The 23,781-nt window shown below is 30.9% G+C and carries 21 protein-coding genes and 2 pseudogenes; 7 read left to right on the top strand and 16 right to left on the bottom strand.

The features are described from left to right. Nucleotides 1–43: 43 nt before the first annotated feature. The 4 genes and pseudogenes from NST64_RS02370 to NST64_RS02355 all read right to left on the bottom strand — a co-directional run. Entirely contained in the window at nt 44–655 is a 612-nt protein-coding gene (locus NST64_RS02370; RefSeq protein ID WP_002488717.1) for a YcnI family protein, read from the bottom strand. Nucleotides 656–671: 16 nt separating this feature from the next. After that, entirely contained in the window at nt 672–1,919 is a 1,248-nt protein-coding gene (locus NST64_RS02365) for a copper resistance CopC/CopD family protein (protein WP_002454920.1), read from the bottom strand. Nucleotides 1,920–2,073: 154 nt separating this feature from the next. Further along, nucleotides 2,074–2,232: pseudogene (locus NST64_RS02360) on the bottom strand (MATE family efflux transporter); the annotation flags it as partial. Between the two features lie 109 nt (nt 2,233–2,341). Beyond that, a pseudogene (locus tag NST64_RS02355) lies at nt 2,342–2,686 on the bottom strand (YhgE/Pip domain-containing protein); the annotation flags it as partial. Nucleotides 2,687–2,854: 168 nt separating this feature from the next. Between NST64_RS02355 and NST64_RS02350 the strand changes: the two are divergent. The 5 genes from NST64_RS02350 (at nt 2,855) to NST64_RS02330 (ending at nt 8,460) form a co-directional block, all read left to right on the top strand. Continuing rightward, entirely contained in the window at nt 2,855–3,478 is a 624-nt protein-coding gene (locus NST64_RS02350; protein ID WP_002488716.1) for a TetR/AcrR family transcriptional regulator, read from the top strand. Between the two features lie 24 nt (nt 3,479–3,502). Further along, nucleotides 3,503–4,444: a magnesium transporter CorA family protein gene (locus NST64_RS02345; protein ID WP_002454917.1), complete on the top strand. Its 942-nt coding sequence runs from the start codon at nt 3,503–3,505 to the stop codon at nt 4,442–4,444. A gap of 914 nt (nt 4,445–5,358) precedes the next feature. After that, nucleotides 5,359–7,464, top strand: a complete 2,106-nt coding sequence (rsp, locus tag NST64_RS02340) for an AraC family transcriptional regulator Rsp (RefSeq protein ID WP_049418859.1) — start codon at nt 5,359–5,361, stop codon at nt 7,462–7,464. Between the two features lie 44 nt (nt 7,465–7,508). Further along, entirely contained in the window at nt 7,509–7,931 is a 423-nt protein-coding gene (locus NST64_RS02335) for a pyridoxamine 5'-phosphate oxidase family protein (RefSeq protein ID WP_002488735.1), read from the top strand. Between the two features lie 175 nt (nt 7,932–8,106). Next, entirely contained in the window at nt 8,107–8,460 is a 354-nt protein-coding gene (locus NST64_RS02330; RefSeq protein WP_002488761.1) for a DUF4889 domain-containing protein, read from the top strand. Between the two features lie 127 nt (nt 8,461–8,587). Here the strand turns inward: NST64_RS02330 and NST64_RS02325 are convergent, their stop codons facing one another. Together NST64_RS02325 and NST64_RS02320 are read right to left on the bottom strand one after the other, a co-directional pair. Beyond that, entirely contained in the window at nt 8,588–9,865 is a 1,278-nt protein-coding gene (locus NST64_RS02325) for a cation:dicarboxylate symporter family transporter (protein ID WP_017174953.1), read from the bottom strand. A gap of 366 nt (nt 9,866–10,231) precedes the next feature. Beyond that, entirely contained in the window at nt 10,232–10,591 is a 360-nt protein-coding gene (locus tag NST64_RS02320) for a DUF3139 domain-containing protein (RefSeq protein ID WP_049382386.1), read from the bottom strand. Between the two features lie 281 nt (nt 10,592–10,872). Here NST64_RS02320 and NST64_RS02315 point away from each other — a divergent pair, with 281 nt between their 5' ends. Together NST64_RS02315 and NST64_RS02310 are read left to right on the top strand one after the other, a co-directional pair. Beyond that, on the top strand, nt 10,873–11,316 hold the full coding sequence (locus NST64_RS02315) for a MarR family winged helix-turn-helix transcriptional regulator (RefSeq protein ID WP_049382387.1): 444 nt from the start codon (nt 10,873–10,875) through the stop codon (nt 11,314–11,316). Nucleotides 11,317–11,549: 233 nt separating this feature from the next. After that, nucleotides 11,550–11,966, top strand: coding sequence for an Hsp20 family protein (locus NST64_RS02310; RefSeq protein ID WP_049382388.1), 417 nt, complete (start codon nt 11,550–11,552; stop codon nt 11,964–11,966). A 259-nt stretch (nt 11,967–12,225) separates the two neighbouring features. On the opposite strand, the gene NST64_RS02305 is transcribed toward NST64_RS02310, so the two are convergent. From NST64_RS02305 to nirD, 10 genes are all read right to left on the bottom strand, one after another. Further along, the gene (locus NST64_RS02305) at nt 12,226–13,383 is read right to left on the bottom strand and encodes a nitrate/nitrite transporter (RefSeq protein WP_049418863.1); all 1,158 of its coding nucleotides are present in this window, start codon (nt 13,381–13,383) and stop codon (nt 12,226–12,228) included. 256 nt (nt 13,384–13,639) lie between these two features. Further along, nucleotides 13,640–14,293: a nitrate respiration regulation response regulator NreC gene (gene nreC, locus NST64_RS02300; RefSeq protein ID WP_002448626.1), complete on the bottom strand. Its 654-nt coding sequence runs from the start codon at nt 14,291–14,293 to the stop codon at nt 13,640–13,642. A 25-nt stretch (nt 14,294–14,318) separates the two neighbouring features. Further along, the gene (nreB, locus tag NST64_RS02295) at nt 14,319–15,329 is read right to left on the bottom strand and encodes a sensor histidine kinase (protein WP_206170738.1); all 1,011 of its coding nucleotides are present in this window, start codon (nt 15,327–15,329) and stop codon (nt 14,319–14,321) included. Between the two features lie 33 nt (nt 15,330–15,362). Further along, nucleotides 15,363–15,815: a nitrate respiration regulation accessory nitrate sensor NreA gene (nreA, locus tag NST64_RS02290; RefSeq protein ID WP_017174957.1), complete on the bottom strand. Its 453-nt coding sequence runs from the start codon at nt 15,813–15,815 to the stop codon at nt 15,363–15,365. A 20-nt stretch (nt 15,816–15,835) separates the two neighbouring features. Beyond that, nucleotides 15,836–16,525 carry a respiratory nitrate reductase subunit gamma gene (gene narI, locus NST64_RS02285; protein ID WP_017174958.1) on the bottom strand — a complete coding sequence of 230 codons (690 nt, stop codon included), beginning with the start codon at nt 16,523–16,525 and terminating at the stop codon, nt 15,836–15,838. Then, nucleotides 16,518–17,093, bottom strand: a complete 576-nt coding sequence (gene narJ / locus NST64_RS02280) for a nitrate reductase molybdenum cofactor assembly chaperone (RefSeq protein WP_019834829.1) — start codon at nt 17,091–17,093, stop codon at nt 16,518–16,520. The genes narI and narJ overlap by 8 nt, the downstream gene beginning before the upstream one ends. Next, complete coding sequence (gene narH / locus NST64_RS02275) at nt 17,086–18,645, bottom strand: nitrate reductase subunit beta (RefSeq protein ID WP_019834828.1); 1,560 nt, start codon at nt 18,643–18,645, stop codon at nt 17,086–17,088. Before narH ends, narJ begins: the two co-directional genes overlap by 8 nt. Beyond that, a complete protein-coding gene (locus NST64_RS02270) occupies nt 18,635–22,318 on the bottom strand; it encodes a nitrate reductase subunit alpha (RefSeq protein ID WP_070491921.1) in 3,684 nt (1,227 codons plus the stop codon). The genes narH and NST64_RS02270 overlap by 11 nt, the downstream gene beginning before the upstream one ends. Nucleotides 22,319–22,524: 206 nt before the next feature. Continuing rightward, the gene (cobA, locus tag NST64_RS02265) at nt 22,525–23,475 is read right to left on the bottom strand and encodes a uroporphyrinogen-III C-methyltransferase (RefSeq protein ID WP_049418873.1); all 951 of its coding nucleotides are present in this window, start codon (nt 23,473–23,475) and stop codon (nt 22,525–22,527) included. Beyond that, nucleotides 23,466–23,780 (bottom strand): nitrite reductase small subunit NirD, encoded by a 315-nt coding sequence (nirD, locus tag NST64_RS02260; protein ID WP_049418876.1) that lies wholly within the window; start codon nt 23,778–23,780, stop codon nt 23,466–23,468. Before nirD ends, cobA begins: the two co-directional genes overlap by 10 nt. Nucleotide 23,781 lies beyond the last annotated feature (1 nt).

Genomic DNA, 23,781 nt, shown 5'->3' with positions numbered 1-23,781 from the left:
AAATGACCTCTAGCAAGCACTAGAAGTCACTTTATTATATGTCTTATTTATTTCTTGCATGTTTAAATAATGCAACTAAAGATAAAATAATGGCAACAAGTGAAATAATCCACAATGCGATAGAACCACCTGAAGATGATTGACTTCTTTCATCTTTTTTAGCGTTGTCTTCTTTAACAGTTACAGCATTTGCATTTTTTTCCACTTCCAATGTTGGAGCAGGATGTTCACTATTCGCTTTACCCGTCCATTTTACCTTATCTTTATTATCGTATGTCTGCACAGCTTTAAATGAATATGTGCCTTCTTCTTTAGGACTTTCTACAAGAAGTGGGAATTCGATAAATTCATTAGGACCAATGCCTTTATCTTTCGCTTTCCAGGTAATTTTTGTGATATTACCTTTTTTGTCTTTATCTAAACTATATTTATACCCTTCTACGGGTTGAATATTTGACACTTGTACTTCTTTTGGAATATCTAATTCGACTTTTTCAGTATGATCTTTTTGTTCAACAGGTACTCGAACATCCACTTTTTCATAAGATCCAGGTTCAACTGCTTTTGGATTTATCGTTACATGTGCATCAGCATATTTAAATAAACCTAGTGAAAAGAAGAACACTAAACCTGAAGCTAATAATTTTTTAAACATATTTTACAATCTCCTTTTATGGAATATTAATTTGACTCATAATAACACCAACAAGTATTAAAATGATACCAATAGAAACTTCTACGATTAAAGAGACTTTATTAATTCTATAACGTTTGTTTAAGGCGCGCGTTGTTTGCATAAAGCCTAAAGCCATCATCATTAATGTTCCTACGATTTTAATTATTAATAATATTGTCCACGTTTGCATATTAGACCATATTGATAAAATTTTAGTTTCATCAATCGACATTAATATACCAGTAATAATGATAACTGCAACAGCAGCTCCATTCACTTTAAATAAGATTTCTCGCAATAAATCAACTGCATCTCGTTTTTTAGTAAATACTGAAGAAAACAAATAAATTAATGCGCCTAGCCATAAACTGATACCAGCTAAGTGTAATGTTCTAAGTATAATTGACCAAACAGGTGCACTTTGAGACCAAGCATGTCCTGACATACTTAAAGCTAAAATCATAATTATCGAAATAGCCCAATACCATGTTCGTTCCATATTTCTTAATACAAATAATCCACTTAAAATAATTAAAGCAACAGCGCTCAGTATATATGGGAATTGAATTAAGACACTTGGATTAAATGTTAAAACTGAATCCAAAATATCAGATGATAGAGTCATCAGATAAAGTACAAGTGACATAATATATGCCATCATCATGATCAATGATACAGCGACATGTCTAGGGAAAATATCAAATGTTGATAAATTATTTCTACGTGCAATACCGTTTAACCAATATAAACCAACTAAAATAATTGTTGCGCCTTCAGCGATATATCTAAACACACCAAACCAAAATGCAGGCGTTTCATATGCAACAGGAGTAGTATCTACACCATTGGCTGTTTTTTTACCAACTGAAAATTCAAATTGATCACTAATTTCATGACCATCAGCAGATACAGTATGCCATTTAATTTGTTGTGTACCTTCTTTTAATTGCTTGCCTGAGAAAGATAAAGTATCTGAATGTCCTATTGTACTCGGTTTAACATCAGCAACTTTCTTTCCTTTATCATTATATATCGTTATCCCTGAATATTCGGCATTTACTGGCTCATTAAATGTTAATTCGATTGTATCTGGTTGTTTTGATACGATACCGTTTTGTGCTGGGGTTGTTTTTTCTAAAGTAGCGTGCGCAGAAGCTATTTTTGTCATACTCGGCACGAATAAAAATAGGAACATCATCAATAACGCTATAGCTACTTTAGAACTTCGCTTTAAAATGACCATTGACGTCCTCCTATAAAAAATACTCATTTAACAATAATAAAGTAATATAACTTATTTAACAATAATTATTATCATATGTCATCGTTTATATAAATTTAAAGCGGGCTAAATAAGAGATCTCCTCCCTTATAGCTCGCTTTAATATCAAATTATTTTATTCTTCTACTAACGCTTGTGTGTCCAAGGTTAACTCATTCCTTAAAACACATGCAATAAACATTGCTAATAGTGAACAAATTGTTTTAGCGATTAATAATGACCATACAGCCCCTGTTAAACCAAACAACGCATTTAATATAAATAGTATCAGAATAGTGTTTCATTTTATATGCTAACACACTAACTCAATATTAATAATTATATTCTATTTGTGCCTATCTTATTTAGTTAGATATCTAAATAATATAATACACCTTTTTTCAAATAATCAACTGCGTTTTACTCATTGCATTTTTTGAAAAATTTTTATTAAAAATAGCTGCGCCGTAATATTCATGATCATTAAGCCCTTTTTTAATATCTGATTCTTTATCTACTTTAATCCATTTAACAATATCAGAATCACTATCCATTAATTTATCTTCAATTGTTTTACCAATATTCACTTTATTACCTTGAATATCTATATCTTTGTCATTATTTACCACTGCAATCTGTATTTGTTTTGGTTTTGGATTGAATGCAGGATAAAACACTAAAGAGAATATCACTAATAATAAAATAGCTGCAATTGGTGCTAACCATAGTAATTTACTTTTAAAAAATATTCATTTTTACTTACCTCCCTATATTTATTGAACAATGTGTTGAATATTTAATACGTTGTAAATTATAATGAGGTTATCACTTCAATACAATAATCAATAATGATCATATCGTTAATTAATGAACATTATGCCTAATATTGTTAATTAATTATAAAGGATTGATGCAGAATGAAAGAAGATCGGAGAGTTCGTAAGACGAGGTCAGCAATTAAGTCTTCATTTATCGAATTATTAAATGAAAAGGAATTAGAAAAAATTACAATTCAAGATATTGCAGATCGTGCAGATATTAATAGAGGTACCTTTTATTTACATTATGAAGATAAATATTTATTATTATCAGATATGGAAGATGAATTTATTTCTCAAATGACATTCTTAAATCATCTTCATAATATTATGGGAAAAGATCCAGAAGATACTGCTAAAAATTTTATTAATATTATTTTAAAAAATATGCTTCAACATATTTCGGATAATATTACTTTTTATCAAACGATCTTACAATTAAATAGGAAGTCAAAACTTGAAGAAAAAATTTATTCCTTAATCGGGGAAAATATGCAAAAATATATTAGTACAAATCATGAGATTGAAGGTATACCAGAAAAATATTTTCATAGTTATGTTGCTGGTGCAACAATATCTACTGTTAAATTTTGGGTGAATGATCCCCACCGTCTTTCAGTTGAAGATTTAACCAATCATATTTTTAAAATTATTTATCATGGACCTTTAAGAATCATGGTTCAGCATCAATATAAAGCTTTAAATATTGACACAGCGAAATAAAGACTAAGAAAGGAACTATCGATTATGTTGACTGCATATAAACACTCAACTACTAATGAAATAGTTGAAACAAATATAAACCAATCTGCATCATGGATAAATGTTGTCGAACCTGATAGAGAAGAAATTGAGCAATTAATTGAACAGTACAATCTGCCAGAAGATTTTATTCGTGATCCTCTTGATGCAGATGAAAGTGCACGTATTGAATATGATGAAGATACTGGCTATTCTCTTATTATTGTCGACTTGCCTATTGTAAGTTCTACGAATCGTCATGTTCTCTCATTTGTTACCATTCCTCTAGGTATTGTGATTGGAAATGGTGTGATTTTTACAATTTGTGATGCTGAAAATGAATTTCTTGAAAATTATTCAAGACAAGATAACGTAAATTTAAAATTTCATAGTCGCTTTGCTTTAGATATTTTACTTACGATTTCAAATCACTATAACAGAAATTTGCGTCTTTTAAATAAATCAAGAATCCGTATTGAAAGAGATTTGAAAAATAGTATTACGAATAAACAACTTTATCGTTTAATGGAAGTAGAAAAAAGTTTGGTTTACTTTTTAGCAGCTTTAAAAGGGAATGATACGATTATTAAAAAATTATTCCGTTTGCCTGCAATTAAACGTTTTGAAGAAGATGAGGATTTATTAGAAGACTTAGTCATTGAAAATAACCAAGCGATTGAAACAACTGAATTATACACAGGTATTTTAGAAAGTATCACGTCATCGTATTCTTCATTACTTTCAAATGAAATGAACAATATTATGAAGACATTAACGCTTTTTACGGTATTACTAACACTACCTACACTTGTCTTTAGTTTCTTTGGTATGAACGTTCCATTACCTATTGATGATAAGAGTTACGTTTCGTGGCTGGTTATTGTAGGAATCTCTTTAATATTAGTCACTATTGTAAGTATTTTCTTATGGCGTAAGCAAAAACTTTAATAAAAAAGTAACCCTTGCAATATATCGCAAGAGTTACTTTTTTATTCTGCTGCCGCTTTGTAAGCTTTTCTTCGTGATAAAACTAAAGTGACAATCACGGCAATTATAAACGCAATAAACATACCTATTAATTCCTACTTACTAATACATCAAAAATCCTGGGACAATTCATTATCCCAGGATTTTTTTAATACTAATTCTGACATTCTTAACTTTGAATATAATTCGTGATGTTTAATTAAGTAAAAGTATATTTAGATGTTATGATGTAAAACTGTTACACATTAAATAGAAATTTTTGGGGAGTTATAATGATTCTAAATATAATAGTTAGCTACTGTTAATACCTTTTTATATTTGTATGCATCTTCTATTCTAAGTTGCTTATTCTAAGGAGTAATGTTTTTTTTTTCTATTTAAATCACCGTAATCGTTAGTTTCATTAAACTATTGTATATCTGTCGCTAATGCTCTAAGATGTGGTTTCTTGATATACATTTTAAAAGTGATTTTAAATATATGGGGCTTACATCAAATATATAAGTAAATTCATTCTTGATGCTACATATTCAAATGATGTTGTATCGTGATGTATGTACAGAATTAGTCATTGTTAATTTCAAGTGAATCATTATCTGATATCTTATATCTCTTCACTCAAAATCTATATTTATTATGCATTTAAATTCGTTTCATTAACCTACTAAAAATTTTCAATAGTCTCATGCGACATTCTAAAAAAAATAATAATATTGTGCATCTATAAAATTGTTATCGTTTTCAGTTAAAAATAAACAAAAATTTTTTATTTTTAACTATTAATATCTCATTTATTTTCATATATAATAACTCTTATTATTCAAACAGACCCAAATCCCACACACAAATACTATACAAGATGAGGAGACTTATTTATGAGCAGTACTCTTTTTTTACATGAAAATATTACTTCTATGACTAGGAGAAACATCAATCATGTTCTTATATTATTTTCTTTAACTAATGAATTAGAAATGACAATCAATGGAAAATATCATCAATTATCAAATCATATTGCAATCATTAATCAAGGCGATTTATATCAAATTAATAAAGGAAGAAATCTAATTGAGCTCAAAATACCAATGGCTTACTTTTATCTTGAAGACGCTGCTTTTTTTAATTGCCACTTTGATGCTCATCTCTTACAATCAAGTTATTTTATCAAATCAATCATTTTAAATAATATAGAACATATGTACAACACGTCTCATCATGATGACAAAGTGATTCCAAAGATCATACAAACTTTTTATAAAGAAGCAGTTATTAGACATCCTCATATATATATTCCAAAGATTCCTGTTGAACAGCATATCTTAACAAATATACTTACATTCATTCATGATCACATTACTTCCAATATCTCTCTACAAGATATTGCAGCACATGCACTTATTTCTGAGTCATATTGTTCAAATTTATTTGTACGTATATTGAATATTAATTTTAAAGATTATTATACAAGTTTGAAAATCAATCATGCTATTAGGTTACTCATTTGTACGAATGACTCTATTACAAGTATTTCTGAACAATCTGGTTTTAGTAGTCATACCAATTTTACTAATCAATTTAAAAATTATCTTAATTTAAGTCCAAAACGATTTCGTTCTCAACTGAATCATTCTGATCATATATCTGCGATACGATTGAAGAGTGACATTGAACCTAAGTATTTTGAATTAATCTCTCAATTTGAAACAACTGAACACTTATCTACCGAAACGACTATCATTGATCTTGAGCAATTAGAAGCCCTTCAACATACTCGTTCTTCAAAGGCATTTATTCATTTTAAAAATATTAACGAATTATTCCAGTTTGTTTTTAATGATTATTATGATATCGATTTATCTTATTTACCTAAACCAGCCATTTTGATTAATGATATGAGTGATATGAATCAACATTCAATTAACGGAACCTTACTCAATCGCTGCTTCGAAAAATTATTTGAAAAAAATATCAGTTTAGCCGTCGTTATCAAAAATAAATCTGAGTTCACTACTTTTTACGATTTAATTATGACGTTTTTAGAAAATAATCAAGATTATAAATGGAATAAAAAAAGTGTACGATTTATGCTAGTATTTGATACCAAGTCAATGACTATTCAAGATATCCATCTATCATATTTAAAACTTAGAAACAAAAATCGTTCGATTAAATATGGTGTTTTAGTGGAAGGATTATTACATCAGTATGAAAAGTTACAAGAGGTCTATGATACAATGAAGCGTCTTAATTTTGATTACTATTTTGTTGACATTGAAAATATTGATACGAAAAATATATTAATTGAACACCAACGCGGATTTACTCATGCAAATACCCACTTCGAAAACTACATTCATTTTATAAAGAATTCTAATATACCTTCGACTCAATTTGTCTATAGTAGCTTATCATTACGTTGCTTTAAGTATACAAATGACGGTAAACATCCACTTCAATTAGCAGATTTAGTTTGTCATTTAACGGCACTATTAAAATATGGAGGCGGTATTTGCTATCACCTTTTTGAAGATGATCCGATGTTTATTGCATTATTTAATCGACATGGGAGTTTACTTCCAATTATGCATCTTTATCAATTTATTGCAGCATTTATCGATGTGCCTATCCATATTTCAAATAATTACTTAATGAGTCAAAAAGATGGAAATTATCATTTTATCTTATTTAATAAAATTAATGATCGCTATTTGTCTGACAGTAAACAGCATTATCAAATACTAAATAAATTAAACGAAAACAGCTTAATCATCGCAAATACATTAAATAAAGAACATGGGACGATCCATCAATTAATGTCTCAAGATAATTTACCTGTATACATTGAAAAAAGTATTATTCATCAGTTAGATAGATGCAATCAACCTAAAACAGAACTATTTATACAAGAAGAAACCAATCATCCATTTAACATAACGTTGCATCATGATGAAGTGAAATATATTTATATCAAATCTGTTTAAATTTAATTTTAAAAGGATATAAATACAATAAGGAGATGATTAGTTTGGACAAACAAAAAGTGACTCAAGCGATTGAGAAAGTTTTAAATACTTCTAAAATTGGCGTATTATCAACTGCATATAATAATAAACCGAATAGCAGATATATGGTGTTCTATAACGATGGTCTTAATTTATATACAAAAACAAGCAATGAAAGTTCTAAAGTAAAAGAAATTCAAAGTAATCCAGAAGCATATATTTTACTAGGATATAATGAAACAACAAATAATAGTTTTGTTGAAATAGAAGCAAGTATTGACATTGTAGAAGATCAGAAAGTCATTGATTGGTTGTGGGAAACACAAGACAAAACATTCTTCGATTCTAAAGAGGATTCTAATTTATGTGTGTTAAAAATAAATCCAAAAACGATTACTTTAATGAATGATGATGATATTGATACACCAATCACAATTGATCTTTAATTTGATTGTTAATAAGAGTAGATAGAATGTATCATGAATTCTATCTACTTTTTTTTGCTTATTTATAATGCTTCATTTATATTAGTTGAAGTACAATTGAATTTTTGTGAAACTTTTATTGCAATTTAATTCTATTTTTTGTATAAATAAATTAATATATTTAAGGAGAGTCTTAATGAAGAACAAAAAAGGTTTAGGGTTAGGAATTTTTTTAATTGCAATTATGTTAATTGTTAGCATTATTTTAGTCATTGTAATGCTAAATGGTCAGCAAAAAGAATCCTACTATGGCTATATGAAAGATAGTCACACTATTGATAAAATGGTAAATGAACAAACTGAAAAAGTAGAGAAAAATGTTAAATTACCTTCTAACACTAATGTAAAAGTAAAAAAAGGCGATTTTGTCTTTTTAGTAAAAGAAAAAGGTTCTGATTCATTTTCTAGAGTATCAAAAGTAAATCATGATGAAGTGCCACATGGTCTCATGATGAAAATTCATGAAATGCATGATATGAAAGGCATGTAACTTTTGATATATTAGGCAGTATAAAGAGCGAGATAACATTCATTTAAAATCAGTTATCTCGCTTTTTCTTTTTGAATAAAAAAGCATCGCTTATCCAAGCGACGCTAAAAATGTCAGATGTCCTTTTTTAAATTGATTCTAGATATTTCTTACCTTTTTCTTTATCATAAACATGTTCCCATTTAGAGATAACTACTGTAGATAATGCATTACCAATAACGTTCACACATGTACGAACCATGTCTAACAAACGATCTACACCGATAATTAACGCAAGACCTTGAGCTGGTAAGCCCATTGCCCCCAATGTTGTTAATAACACTACGATAGATACTCCTGGCACACCTGCCATACCTTTAGATGCAACCATTAATGTCACCATTAAAATGATTTGTTCAGATAATGATAAGTGAATACCATACATTTGAGCAACAAATAAAGCGGCGATAGATTGATATAAGGCTGATCCGTCTAAATTAAACGAATATCCAATTGGTATAACAAAAGAAGTCACTTCTTTTGGTGAACCAAATTTCTCCATTTTATTCATCATTACTGGTAACACTGCTTCAGAACTTGAAGTAGAGAATGCAAGTAATAATTCATCTTTAAGTATTTTAATGATTGAGAAAATACTAATTCCACAAATTCTTGCTACAATACCCAAAACAACAATAATGAAGAAAATCATCGCAAACACAACTACTAAAACAAGTTTAGCTAATGGAATTAAAGCTGAAGCACCGAATGTCATAACAGTTGTACAAATAAATGCAAATACACCAATTGGTGCTAATTTTAAGATTTTATTAATCATCCAAAATACGGCTTCTAATGTACCGTTTAAGAAACCTTTAACTGGTTCAGCTTTTTCTCCAATCGCAGCTAATCCCAAACCAAAGAATACTGCGAAGAAAATAATTGGCAATAACTCACCCTTAGTTAAAGCTTCAAAAATATTAGTTGGTATAATATTTACGATTGTATCAATAAAGTGGTTACCGTATGTAGATTGTTCTGCGGCAGACGCAGTTGATTGATATTTAGTAATATCGCCTTTAGGTAACTTATCAGGATCTAATCCAATTCCTGGTTTAAAAATATTACCAATAATTAAACCTAAACCGATGGCGATGGTTGTAATAATTTCGAAATAAAGAATTGATTTCCATCCATAGCTTCCTATTTTTTTCGAATCCCCTAAATTCGAAATAGATAAAGCAAGTGAACAGAATACAATTGGGATGATGATCATTTTGATTAAATTTAAGAAAACGTCACCGAAAGGTTTAATATAATTTGCAACACCTGTTTGTCCAAATAATAATAAACCAATTACTACACCTAGCACTAATGCAATTAATACTTGCATAGGTAGGCTAACTTTTCTCTTGAACAGAGTCACGTTGAAACCCCCTTCTTCTGACATCGCTTAATTATATCAAATTATTCAAAATTCGGATATAACAAATTAAAAACTATTAAATAATATACATATTTAATTTGGCAAAAATAATTAATTAAAAACAGAAAAGTGAGAATATTTTTAGAATATAGATGTTGGAATTCAATCACTATCTTTAACCTTCTCAATGTAAGAGCGGTTTATAAATGAATGACATTACTCTAAAATCTTTTTTAACTAACTCGTTTACCTTTACCATTTAACAAAAAATTTCATTTAAAAAAACAATATCTATTTTTCTATAGATATTGTTTTTTTGAGTAGTAATCATCATTAATATCTCTGGTTCTACGTATTGATTATATATTATGGCTTATAATTTTGGTTGAAATAGTTATGTTTTGCACCTTTAATACTTTTCTTGGTTTCCGTATCAAATCCTTCAACTAAAATACCTTTACGTGTACCAATTGGCTGAATGATATATGTTAAATTAGGTTCGTCTTTAAACACTACTTGTTTATAATAAACGCCTCTTTTAGCACTATATAATGTTTTTTCTGATTTAATTTTATCTTTCAAATGTTTTTGTTCTATATAATTGTCTACAAGTTGCACATTTTTATGCCCTTGATACGCTTTCGTTCCAAAGAAGAACGCAATAGCTACTACAAGAGAAATAGCTAATATAATAATAATTCTAATAATCTTTTGCTTCTTACTCATCAGAGCACTCCTTCATCCTCTTACTCAATAAAATAGCTTCTTTTATCATTTAAATAATTATGAATGAAATAGTAACTTTTTTAAAGTGATACCTCTTTTTTGTAACAAAATATACTAATAATTTAATTTAGAATTTGAAATAAATCAACATTCTAAATTTATATGTAGATTTAGTTAAATTTGTTTTTAAATTTATTAAAAAACTTATATAATACTCTGGATATAGTCTTGACAATAGGTATTGTTCATACTATCTTTAAATAAGTTGAGGGGGGAAAAATATGTATGTAAAGGACAGTTATTTAAGTAAACAATTATGTTTTTTACTTTATGTGACTTCAAAAGAGGTAATTAAAAAATATACTCACTATCTAAAAGAGTATGATTTAACATACACAAGTTTTATGGTTCTTATGGCTATTGAAAACGACGAAAAAATAAATATTAAGTCCCTTGGTCAACGTGTCTTCTTAGATTCTGGAACTTTAACGCCTCTCTTAAAAAAATTAGAGAAAAAAGGTTACGTACAACGCATGCGAGAAAAAGAAGATGAACGTAATTTACAAATTTCATTAACTCAAAATGGTAGAGACATTAAACCAGTATTAGAGCAAATTTCTAATCAAGTGTTTAATGATTTTGATATTTCTGACGATGAAGCGGATGGCCTTGCTAGTAGCTTAAGACATATTATTTCAGAGAACTTCGGCTCTAAAGCTGAATAGTTAATACACATGACAAAAGCTAAGTAATTATTGTGCCTTCTTTCTTTTATTTTTTAACTAATACATAATATTGACGTCTTTTGTCATGTTTCTTTATTCCACATCTTTCACTTTTTAATTCTTCAAACTTTCAAATTGCTTTTACTTTACGTGTAGTATCTCTATTTATATAATGATATTGTAAAATTTCAATATATTTTATGACATATCACTCTGAAAAGGAGATTTCATATATGAATAATAGAGAGTTTTTTGATCAAGCTATTTTTAAAAATAATCCAAGAGATGTATTTCGTGATTTAGGTGAACAAGTATTTAACCAATTTTCAACTAAAAGCTTCCCAACAAATGTTTACAGTCAAAAAAATCAATATGTTCTAGAAGCCGAATTACCTGGCGTAAAGAAACAAGACATTCATCTTAAATATGAACATGCTACTTTAACGATTAAAGTAATTAAACAAGTATCTGAGCAAACTGGTAGTGTTCAATTAAGTGAACGCTCAAGTGGGGAATTGGTAAGACGCTTTGAATTCGAAGATATTAATAAAGATCAAATCAAAGCAAGTTATGAAGATGGTGTTTTAGTGGTGATTTTACCTAAGAAGATTAATGAAGAAGACGAAGGTACTACAATTACAGTAGAATAAATAAAAGAAGTTGAGATATAACTCTCAGCAAGATAGCCAGTAAATGAGTGATGAGACATTCATTTACTGGCTTATTTATAATTCTTCGTATTATTGTCTTACTCTCTTAGAGGGCAGTTTCAGCTTGTGCTTTTTCTTCAACCTCTCATCAAACAAAGTACGTTGTATTCATATTTCATTTTACATTAGATTATTGAAAACATAGATACTTAGCATAATTTAATAAACAAACGTAGTGCTAGTGCACTACGTTGTTTATTTATTTTGCGTATTCTTTTTTGTAAAGATGACCCATTGTAATAAAAGCAAGTATTCCAAATACAGCTAGTAAAATAAATGCTAAATGACTTGAACCTGTCAATGAAGTAACATACGTGATAACAAGTGGTGGGAAGAAACCACCTAATCCTCCCATCATAGAAACAATTCCATTTGCAGTACCAGATTCTTTAGCAAAGTAAGATGGCACAAGTTTAAAGATAAGTCCATTTCCTAATCCAGCACAAATACTAATTGTTAAACAACCTATAGTAAATAAGGCAATATGACTTGAAATACCTAAAATAACTGCACCGATAATCATCACAACAAAATCTATCATCAAGACTTTAACCGCGTTGAATTTATCTCCTAAAATCCCACCCACAGGTCGTAAGAATGTTGCCAATGCGATAAATACTCCTGATCGAATACCTGCATCTACTTTATCTATTCCGAAATTATTAACTAAATAGTTAGGTAAGAATAAACCAAATGCTACAAAAGCACCAAATGTAATAAAGTACCATAAACTCAAATAATATAGTTTGTAGTTTGAAGATAAATCTTTAACTTGAGCGCCTAAAGGCACTTTAACTTTAGGTTCTTTAGCATCTCCAAGGAAAAACATTAATATTGCAAAAATAGCGATAATAATAAGATAACTTCTTACTGTTGTTTGCCATCCTACAATACCTGCAATAGGAGGTGCTAAGAATGATGAAATTGCTGTACCAATGTTCCCCATTCCATAAATACCATTTGCTAATCCTACTTTGTCTTTTGAAAAATATTTAGGAACTGAAGTGACACCTACAGAGAAAATGGCTCCTCCTACTCCTAAAAAAAATCCAGACGCCATTAACATACTAGGCGATTGAGCTTGTCCTAAGAAGAAAATAGGAAATAATAATATAATAAAACTACAAAAGAATACCCATTTAGCGCCAATAATATTTGTTAAATAACCAAATGGTACACGAAGAATCGATCCTAGGATAACTGGTATCGCTAAAATAATTGATAACTGTCCTGGATTAATTTTAATATCTTGTGAAATGTATGGCATCAATGGAGAAATAATACTCCAAGCCATGAATCCAACTACAAGACTTAAAGTTTGTAACGTAAGTTGAAAACCATCCTTAGTTTTATTCATTTTTTCACCTTCATCAATGTTTTATTTTCTATTATCGATAATTAAATCACATATCAATATAGCCAATTTGTGTGATTAATTACTGATTACATTTAAATTTTAATCACTTTGTGAAAATATGAACATAAGGAGTTTCCCTTATACTCTCTAATAATCCCCCTATATTTAAATAATAAGACAAAGAAAAACCAACACATGAATATCATGTGCTGGTGAAATATAATATGAGTGTCATTATTTAAGTCTTTCAATATATTTAAAAATCTAAAAGTTTTTTCTTAAGCGCATATTCTACAAGCTCTGGTTTAGATTTTAAATTTAATTTAGTCATAATATGCGTTTTATGTGCCTCAACTGTTTTAACGGATACAAACAATTTTTCAGCAATTTCTTTATTTCCATATCCCTTTGCAATTAATGGTAATATTTCTAATTCTCTTTTAGAAAGTATTTTGAAAGGGTCATTAGTTGCTTTTTCATCTTGATTAGAAACATTTACAAATTCATTTACTAATGATGTCGTTAGTTTCATATCAATGTACGTTTCACCTTTATACACTGTTCGTACTGCTAAAATGAGTTGTTCATCTGGTGAATTTTTTAAAATATATCCTTTAGCACCATTTCTTAAAACATGAAACAAATATTCTTCATCATCATACATTGTCAAAATTAATATTTTTGTTTCAGGAAAACTTTCAGAAATTTTGCTAGTAGCAATTAAGCCAGACTCACCAGGTGGCATACTTAAATCCATAATTAATACATCCGGCTTGTATTCCATCACTTTCTGATACGCTTCTACTCCATCAGCTGCCGTAGCTACAACTTCCATATCTTCTTGAAAGTTTAATATCATAGAAAAACCTGTTCTTACTACTGCATGATCATCTGCAATTACTATTTTCAATTATAAGTCAGTCCCTTTACGCTCTCTAGAGTGGCACTTCTAAAGTGATAATAGTTCCTTTTCCTAAATGTGTTTCTACATTTACTTTTCCGTTTACAAGCTCTGCTCTTTCATTCATACCATACAACCCTAGTCCTGTACCTTGTGGTTGAGAATTCGGATCAAAACCTTGTCCATGATCAATCACTTCAGCCATTAATAAACGTCCAACCTCCTGAACAAAGACATCTACCGAACTTACGCCTGCGTATTTTAATGCATTAAATACCGCTTCCTGTACCACACGGTAAACCACCGTTTCTACTTCACTATCATATCTTTTATCTTTAATGTTAGACTGATATACAATTTGCATACCATAATTATTTTCAAATTGTTTAAAATATGATTTAAAAGCCGCTTCCAAGCCTAAATCATCTAGAGATGAGGGTCTTAATTCAACTGATAGATGTCTGATATCATCAATCAATTTAGACATTAATCCCTCAATACGTTGTGATTGTTGGACAAGTTCTGAGGATTCTTTTTGATATTTCAGCAATCTGAGTTCAACATCAATATTTAGCATTTCTTGTACAACACTATCGTGTAGTTCTCTAGAAATACGTTTTCTTTCATTTTCTTGCGCGGAAATTGTTTTTCTCATCATCTGACGTTGATACATTTTTTCTTGTCTTTCAATTTGCGGCGAAATATCTTGAAGTGTAAATGCATATATCTCATTATCTTCATCAATCGCTTGATAAGAAGCTGTAAATGGTCGAACTTTATGATCTACTGTTTTCATAAACACTTGAAAATTGATATCGTTTGGTTTAGATGTGTCTAAATAACAATTTTTGCAACTTTGAAGTTCAAATTCATTTGAATACCCTTCACAACGATCACAAATCGCATTTGTCATCGCACTATAATTATTATCTTTAGAAATAATTTCTTCAGCGGCGTCATTCATTGCAATGACTTTTCCTTCTTTATTTACAAAAACAATTTTTTCATTTGTAGTTTCATAATATTTTTTTAGTAAGTCTTCCATTTGCAGATTATATAACTCTAACACATATATCACCTAGATTTCTTCATTAAATTCCCACAAACGGCCTTTAATATTTAATTGATTAATCACTTTAGGCAATGTTTTACTACCTCTTTGTCCTAATAATAACACGCCTGCAACATGCTGTTCATGCCATAATGGTATAGCAACGAGCGCGTTTAAGTTTTCACTCATCAAAATAGGGTACTTAATTTTTTCTTCTGGTGTTATTGTTTTGGAAACATTTTCTATAACCATTCGCTTTCCTGTTTTCATGACTGTCCCAGCTAAGCCTCTGCCTTTTCTCAAAACAATCAATTTATAACGACTGTTTAAATTACCTGAAACATATTGCCATTTAATAGGTCCAGAAGGTTCGTGGTTTTCATATAGTGCAACAGCAGCAAAATCACAGTTTACTTTTTTTCTAAGTGTGTCAAGTTCCTGCTGAAAATGTACCGGTTCAAACAAAGGTTCCGGAATCATATATCGTACTCCTTTTATATTTAATGTGCACGAGGTGCTTTATGTTTTCTATATACAATATAACGTCTATTTGTATATGCTAATGGAATACTCCATACATGTACAAGACGTGTAAATGGCCAACAAGCTAATATTGTAAATCCTAATAAGATATGAATTTTAAATGATAATGGAACGCCTGTCATTAGTGCTGCATTGGGTGAGAATGTAAATAAGTGTCTAAACCATATAGAAATCGTTTGACGGTAATCAAAGTCAGTTACCATTGCATTAGTAACTAAAGTTGAGAAACATCCCATAAATATAATCAATATTAATAAGAAATTTACGAAAATATCAGAAGCTGAACTTAACTTTCTCACATTACTAATCGTTAAACGTCTTGCTGTTAAAAGTAACATTCCAATTAGAGTCATTATACCAAAAATACTACCAATATAAACAGCTCCAAAGTGATATGTACTTTCGCTTATGCCAAGTCCATCTATCCATTTTGCTGGAATAGCTAACCCCACCACATGACCAAAAAATACTGGAATAATTCCTAAGTGAAATAACAGACTGCCCCATTTAAGTTGTTTTTTTTCTAAAAACTCACTCGATTTTGCAGTCCATGAAAACTGATCATATTTATATCGAGCAATATGACCAACGATAAAAATTGCCACACATAAATATGGGTAAATAATCCAAAGAAATTGATTAAGCATGATGTGTCACCTCTTTTGGAATGTCTAAACAAGCTTTTAATGTTTCTCGTAATGCACGAATCACATAAGCGTAAGGATTATTCTCCTTAGCTAATTGATTTGCCATTTCATATGTACCATCTTCAATAATCATAATCACTAACTCAATATTGCCTTCTGCACGAGGATCATTATGCCAACTTGCTACATGTAAAAACTGCAACATCAATGGTAGATAATCTGATAATTCATTATCTACCATTTTTAATCCAAACATTTCATAAAGTACTTTTAGTTTTGCGAGCATTTGACCTCTTTCTTTTTGAGTATCAAATTTATTGTAAGTCATATAAAGAGGTGATGTTTTATTGAAATCAAACGTATCCGTATAAATTGCTTTAATTTCAGATAAAGTAAATTGGTACATAATTTCACGATATTTCATTAAATCTGAATATCCTGGATGCGAAGGATGAATCGTTTCTTCAAATGTATTAGGATGAAATGTTAATTTTTCTGGAAAATTAAGTTGTTGTGCAAGATATCCAAAACTTTCTTGATAGTATTTAAATTGTGTTAGATTAATCACGGAAAATACCTCCATAGAAATTCTCATTATAAATCTCTTGACCAGATTTTCCTGACGTTGAACCTACTGGAACACCGCAGCCTTCACAATTATCTCCGAAATATTCACCGCCATATCCTTGGCTACCTTGAGCGTGATACGTATCTAAATAGGTTTCTTTATGTGAAGATGGTACAACAAATCGATCTTCATATTTAGCTAAACCTAATAGACGATACATTTCTTTTGTTTGAATTTCTGATAAACCTAAACGTTCTAATCTAGAAGTATCAAATGGTTTGTTTGTGACTTGAGCACGCATATAACTTCTCATCATTGCCATTTTTTGTAACGCTTCTTTTACTGGCTCTACTTTACCTGCTGTAAATAAGTTTGCTAAATATTCAATAGGTAAACGCATTTCTTCGATGGCCGGGAAAATCATATCTGGATTTTGACCTGAATTTTTACCTTCAAAATAACTCATAATTGGACTTAAAGGCGGGCAGTACCATACCATTGGCATTGTTCTAAATTCAGGATGTAATGGAAATGCCAATTTATATTCAATCGCTAATTTATACACAGGTGAATTTTGAGCAGCTTGGATCCATTCATAACTGATACCATCTTTTTCTGCTTGTTCAATCACTTCTTCATCAAATGGGTTTAAGAAGATATCAAGTTGTTTTTCATATAAATCTTGTTCATTTTCAGCTGAAGCCGCTTCGTGTACACGATCAGCGTCATATAATAAAACGCCTAAATATCTCATTCTTCCTGTACATGTTTCTGAACATACAGTTGGCATTCCTGCTTCAATTCTTGGGAAGCAGAATGTACATTTTTCAGCTTTATTTGTTTTCCAGTTGAAATATACTTTTTTGTAAGGACAACCTGTCATACAGTAGCGCCACCCACGACATGCCTCTTGATCGACTAAAACAATACCATCTTCATCTCTTTTATACATAGCCCCTGAAGGACATGAAGCGACACAACTAGGATTTAAGCAATGCTCGCATAGACGAGGTAAATACATCATAAATGTTTCATCAAATTGGAATTTGATATCTTCTTCAATTCTTTGAATATTTGGATCTTCTGGTCCTGTTACATGTCCACCAGCTAAATCATCTTCCCAGTTTGGTCCCCATTCAAGATTTAGTTTATCTCCTGAAATCAATGAATGTGCTTTTGCAACTGGTGAATGTTTACCTTCTTTAGCTGTGGTTAAATGTTCATAATTATAAGTCCAAGGTTCATAATAATCTTTGATTAACGGCATATCTGGATTATAGAAGATTTTACCTAAGGCAATTTTAGACCACTTACTACCTGATTTAAGTTCAAGTTTACCTTTTTTATTTAATACCCAACCACCTTTATAGTGCTCTTGATCTTCCCAACGTTTTGGATATCCTACACCTGGTTTTGTTTCTACATTATTAAACCACATGTATTCTGCACCCGGTCTATTGGTCCAAGTATTTTTACATGTCACACTACATGTATGACAGCCAATACATTTATCTAAATTCAATACCATTGCAACTTGCGCTTTAATCTTCAAGCCAATTTACCTCCTTCATTTTTCTAACTGCGACGTACACATCACGTTGGTTTCCAATTGGTCCATAGTAATTGAAGTGATAACTAATTTGCGCATATCCTCCAACTAATTGCGTAGGTTTTAAGTGAATTCTTGTAGGTGCATTATGTGATCCCCCACGAGTATCAGTAATCTCAGAACCTGGTGTTTCAATGTGCTTATCTTGTGCGTGATACATAAACATCGTACCTTTAGGCATGCGGTGTGACGTTACCGCTCTTGCAGTCACAACACCATTTCTGTTATAAACTTCAAGCCAATCATTATCATTGATACCATGTTGCTCAGCATCTTCATTAGACAGCCAAACAACTGGACCGCCTCTGAATAAAGTCAACATGCGTTCATTATCTTGATATGTTGAATGAATATTCCATTTTCCATGAGGTGTTAAATAACGTAGAACAAGTGCATCTTGTCCACCTTTTACCTTTTTATCTCTTGCGCCAAATACCATTGGTGGAAGTGTTGGTTTATATACTGGTAAGCTTTCACCAAATTGCTGGAATACTTCGTGATCGATATAGTAACTTTGTCTTCCAGTTAGCGTTCTAAAAGGTACAAGTCTTTCAATATTTGTTGTAAATGGAGAATAACGACGATTATTTTTATTAGAGCCTGGGAATACTGCTGTTGGGATAACTTCTCTTGGTTGAGCTGTAATATTTAAGAACGAAATTTTTTCAGATGCACGTTCTTTTGAAATATCCTTCAATTCCATTCCAGTTTGATTTTCTAAATCTTCATATGATTTTTGAGATAATTTACCATTCGTTGCCGAAGAGATATTTAAAATTGCATCAGCTACTTTACGTGCAGTATCAATACGTGGTCTATCATTTCTAACAGAATGTTCATCGTCATCATTCCACGTACCAATCATACTTTTTAGCTCTTCGTATTCTTCTTTAACGCTAAAACTAACGCCATGTGCACCTACTTTACCTTTCTCAAGTAAAGGTCCTAATGTAACATATTTATCATAAATTTTAGTATAGTCACGTTCTACAATAGAGAAGTTAGGCATAGTTTTACCTGGAATACCTTCTACTTCACCTTTAGACCAATCTTTAACGATACCGTATTCAGAACCTAGTTCTTGTTTAGAGTCATGTGCAAGTGGTGTAGTTACCACATCTTTAAATGTACCTGGTAAATAATCTTTAGCCATTTCTGAAATTGCTTTACTCAATGTTTTGTAAATGTCCCAGTCAGAACGTGACTCCCATAATGGATCAATTGCTGGATTAAATGGATGAATAAATGGATGCATATCTGTTGAAGATAAGTCATGTTTTTCATACCAAGTTGCTGCTGGCAGCACAATATCAGAATATAAAGGCGTTGCAGTCATTCTAAAATCTAATGATACAAGTAAATCTAATTTACCTACTGTATCTTCTCTCCATTTAATTTCCTCTGGTTTATCATCTTCATTCGGTTCAGCCATTAATCCTGAACGTGTACCAAGTAAATGTTTCATAAAGTACTCTTGACCTTTAGCTGAACTTGAAATTAAGTTAGATCTCCAAACAAATAATGTTTTAGGATGATTTTTTCTTAAATCTGGGTCTTCAATAGCAAATTCTGTTTCTTTATTTTTCACTGATTCAATCGCACGTTTTAAAATAGCTTCATTTGAATCATCGCCCGCATCTTTTGCCTCTTCACCAAATAACAAACTGTTTTTATTAAATTGTGGATATGAAGGTAACCAACCTAAACGTGCTGCTGTCACATTATAATCTGCTGGATGCTGATGTTTAATGTTATTAGCAAGTGGTGATTTCAATTTATCTACATTAGATTCTTCATATTTCCATTGATCAGTTGCAAAATAGAACCAACTTGTACCATTTTGTAAACGTGGTGGACCTTGCCAATCTTTAGCGAAAGCTACAGTATTCCATCCTTCGATTGGACGACATTTTTCTTGCCCAACATAGTGAGCCCAACCTCCACCATTAACACCTTGGCATCCACATAAGAGAACTAAATTCAATACAGCACGGTAAATGGTGTCAGAATTGAACCAGTGGTTAATCCCCGCACCCATAATAATCATCGAACGTCCTTTAGTATCAATAGCATTTTGTGCAAATTCTCTTGCGACTTGTGTCACTAATTCTTGTTTAATACCTGTAACGTTTTCTTGCCATGCAGGTGTATATTTAGATTCACTATCTTCATAAGATTTAGCTTCTAACTCATGACCAAATCGTTTAATACCATATTGACTAGCCATTAAATCATATACTGTAGCAATACGTACTTCTTTACCATCTGCTAATTTAACTTTTTTAGTTGGGATAGGTCGTTCGAAAATACCGTCTCCTTGACTATCAAAGTAAGGGAATTGAATGGTTTGTAACTCATATTCTTCTTCTGCAACAGATAAAGCTGGATCAATTTTACTTCCATCTTCTGTTTCAAGTTTTAAATTCCATTGTTTGCCTTCTTCCCAACGTTGACCCATTGTACCGTTTGGAACCACAAGTTTGTGGCTAATCGCATCGTGAATCACTGGTTTCCACTCACCATTTTCACTTTTTATACCTAAATCGCTTGCACGTAAAAATCGTCCTGCCTTATAACCATTCTCATCTTCATCCAACATCAATACAAATGGCATATCTGTATATTGCTTTGCATAATTAACAAACATATCACTTGGTTTATCTTCATAAAATTCTTGTAAGATGACATGTGTCATAGCTTGAGCAACTGCGGCATCTGTTCCTGGATTAGGTGCTAACCAATTATCAGCAAATTTAACATTTTCTGCATAATCTGGTGCTACAGAAACCACTTTTGCACCTTTATAACGTACTTCAGTCATAAAATGGGCATCAGGCGTACGAGTAAGTGGAACGTTAGAGCCCCACATAATGATGTAAGAAGCATTGTACCAATCACTTGATTCAGGTACATCAGTTTGTTCACCCCAAATTTGAGGAGATGCAGGTGGTAAATCAGCATACCAATCATAAAAACTTAACATTTCCCCGCCTAATAAATTAATAAAACGCGCACCAGATGCATAACTAATCATCGACATTGCTGGAATAGGTGTAAAACCAGCGATTCTATCCGGACCATCTTTTTTAATGGTATAAAGAATTTGTGCTGCGATAATATCTGTTACATCTTTCCAACTTGCACGTACATGTCCACCTTTACCACGTGCTTCTTTATATAATTTAGCTTTCTTTTCATCTTCAACGATAGATGCCCATGCGGCGATACGATTTCCATTATTGTCTTCAAGTGCTTCTGTCCATAGATCTAATAGTTTACCTCTAATGTAAGGGTATTTTACACGAAGTGGGCTGTATTCATACCATGAAAATGACGCGCCACGTGGACATCCACGAGGTTCAAATTCAGGCATATCTGGACCACAACTTGGATAGTCAATTTGTTGATTCTCCCACGTAATCACACCATTTTTAACAAAAACTTTCCACGAACATGATCCTGTACAGTTTACGCCATGTGTGGTTCTTACTACTTTATCGTGACTCCATCTTTCACGATACATTTTTTCCCATTCTCTACTTTTACTTTCTAAAACTGACCAATTTCCATTAAACGTTTCAGTTGGTTTGAAAAAGTTTAATCCGAATTTTCCCATTTATATAAATCCTCCTACCTGCAAAGGTAATACGTTACTTATGTCCAATGTTATTTAAAGAAATTTCATTTAAATTGTACATTTTTTCACATGGTTTTTATATTAGGGAATTACCTATTTCATATAAAAGAATCCCTAAAAAAAGTGAGATAACACACGTTTTAAATATCGTGTTATCTCACTTATGACATTCGAAGCGTAAAGAACTACACTTCAATATATTTAATATTTTGGTGCTGCGTTATGATCGATTCATATAAATACTTTTGTGAAGAATGATAAGTTTCATCATATTGAATTAAGCATTTTAAATACTGTTGAGATAAGTCTTCTGCTTTTGAAAGGGCTAAGTCTTTATTCCCTTTAATAACGTACAATGTTTCATCTATTGTTTGTTTTGAGTGTATAATCTTTTCGTCATCCATATAGTTAATGATATGGCCTAATATACAAATTCCTGGATCATGTTTAATATTAAGCTTAGATAATTGATATTCAATAGTGCTTAGTTTACCAACTACTATTGTTTCGTTATAACACGTAGCATTAAAAATGATAGCAATATCATAATCTTCTTTAGTATATCTTCTAATTTGACTAATAATATAATTTAATCGTTTAATTCCCATATAAATTGCCAAAGTCCCACCATTAGCTAAATTACGTATATCCATGTCTTGATCAATATCATCTTTAAAATGACCTGTAGAAAATGTAACACTTGGTGCTACTGAACGCATCGTTAAACCTAAGTCTAATGAAGCTACCGCTGCACTCGCAGAAGTTACCCCAGGTACAATATCGTAGGCAATCTGATGTTCTTTTAAAATGTCTATTTCTTCAGTTACTCGTCCAAATACTCCTGGGTCTCCACCTTTTAAACGTACAACAACTTTATACTTTTTCGCTGCTGCTACTATTTTTAAATTAATATCTTCTTGTTGAATATGTTTAGTATAAGGTTTTTTTCCAACATCTATGATTTCAGTAGTTGGCTTTGTATATTGTAATATCAATGGATTGACAAGACGATCATATAAAATAACATCTGCTTGACGAATTAATCGTTCTGCTTGTTTAGTTAGCAAATTAGGATTGCCAGGGCCAGCCCCAATTAAATATACTTTTCCAAATCCACTATTAGTGACTAGAGACATATAAATACGTCTCCATCTTGAATTTCAACTTGATATGTTTCAACACAACCTGTATCAGGTTCTTGCACTTTACCCGTATTCAAATCAATTTTTTGATCGTGGAGTGGACAATAAACGTATTCTCCACTTACAGTACCTTCAGATAGCGGTCCTTCTTTATGTGGACACACATTATTAATAGCATGCACTTGTCCATTTTCTGTTAAAAATATACCGATTTGTTTATCTTTAATAATAACCTTTTTACCAATTAATGGTGTTAATTCATCCATAGTTGTTACTTTAACTTTTTCCATTACACTCATC

Origin of the sequence: Staphylococcus sp. FSL W8-1268 (genome assembly GCF_038003965.1) — a bacterium.
GTDB lineage: Bacteria > Bacillota > Bacilli > Staphylococcales > Staphylococcaceae > Staphylococcus > Staphylococcus hominis.
The sequence above is the reverse complement of the archived record's forward strand: the minus strand, read 5'-3'. Positions and strand labels throughout refer to the sequence as shown.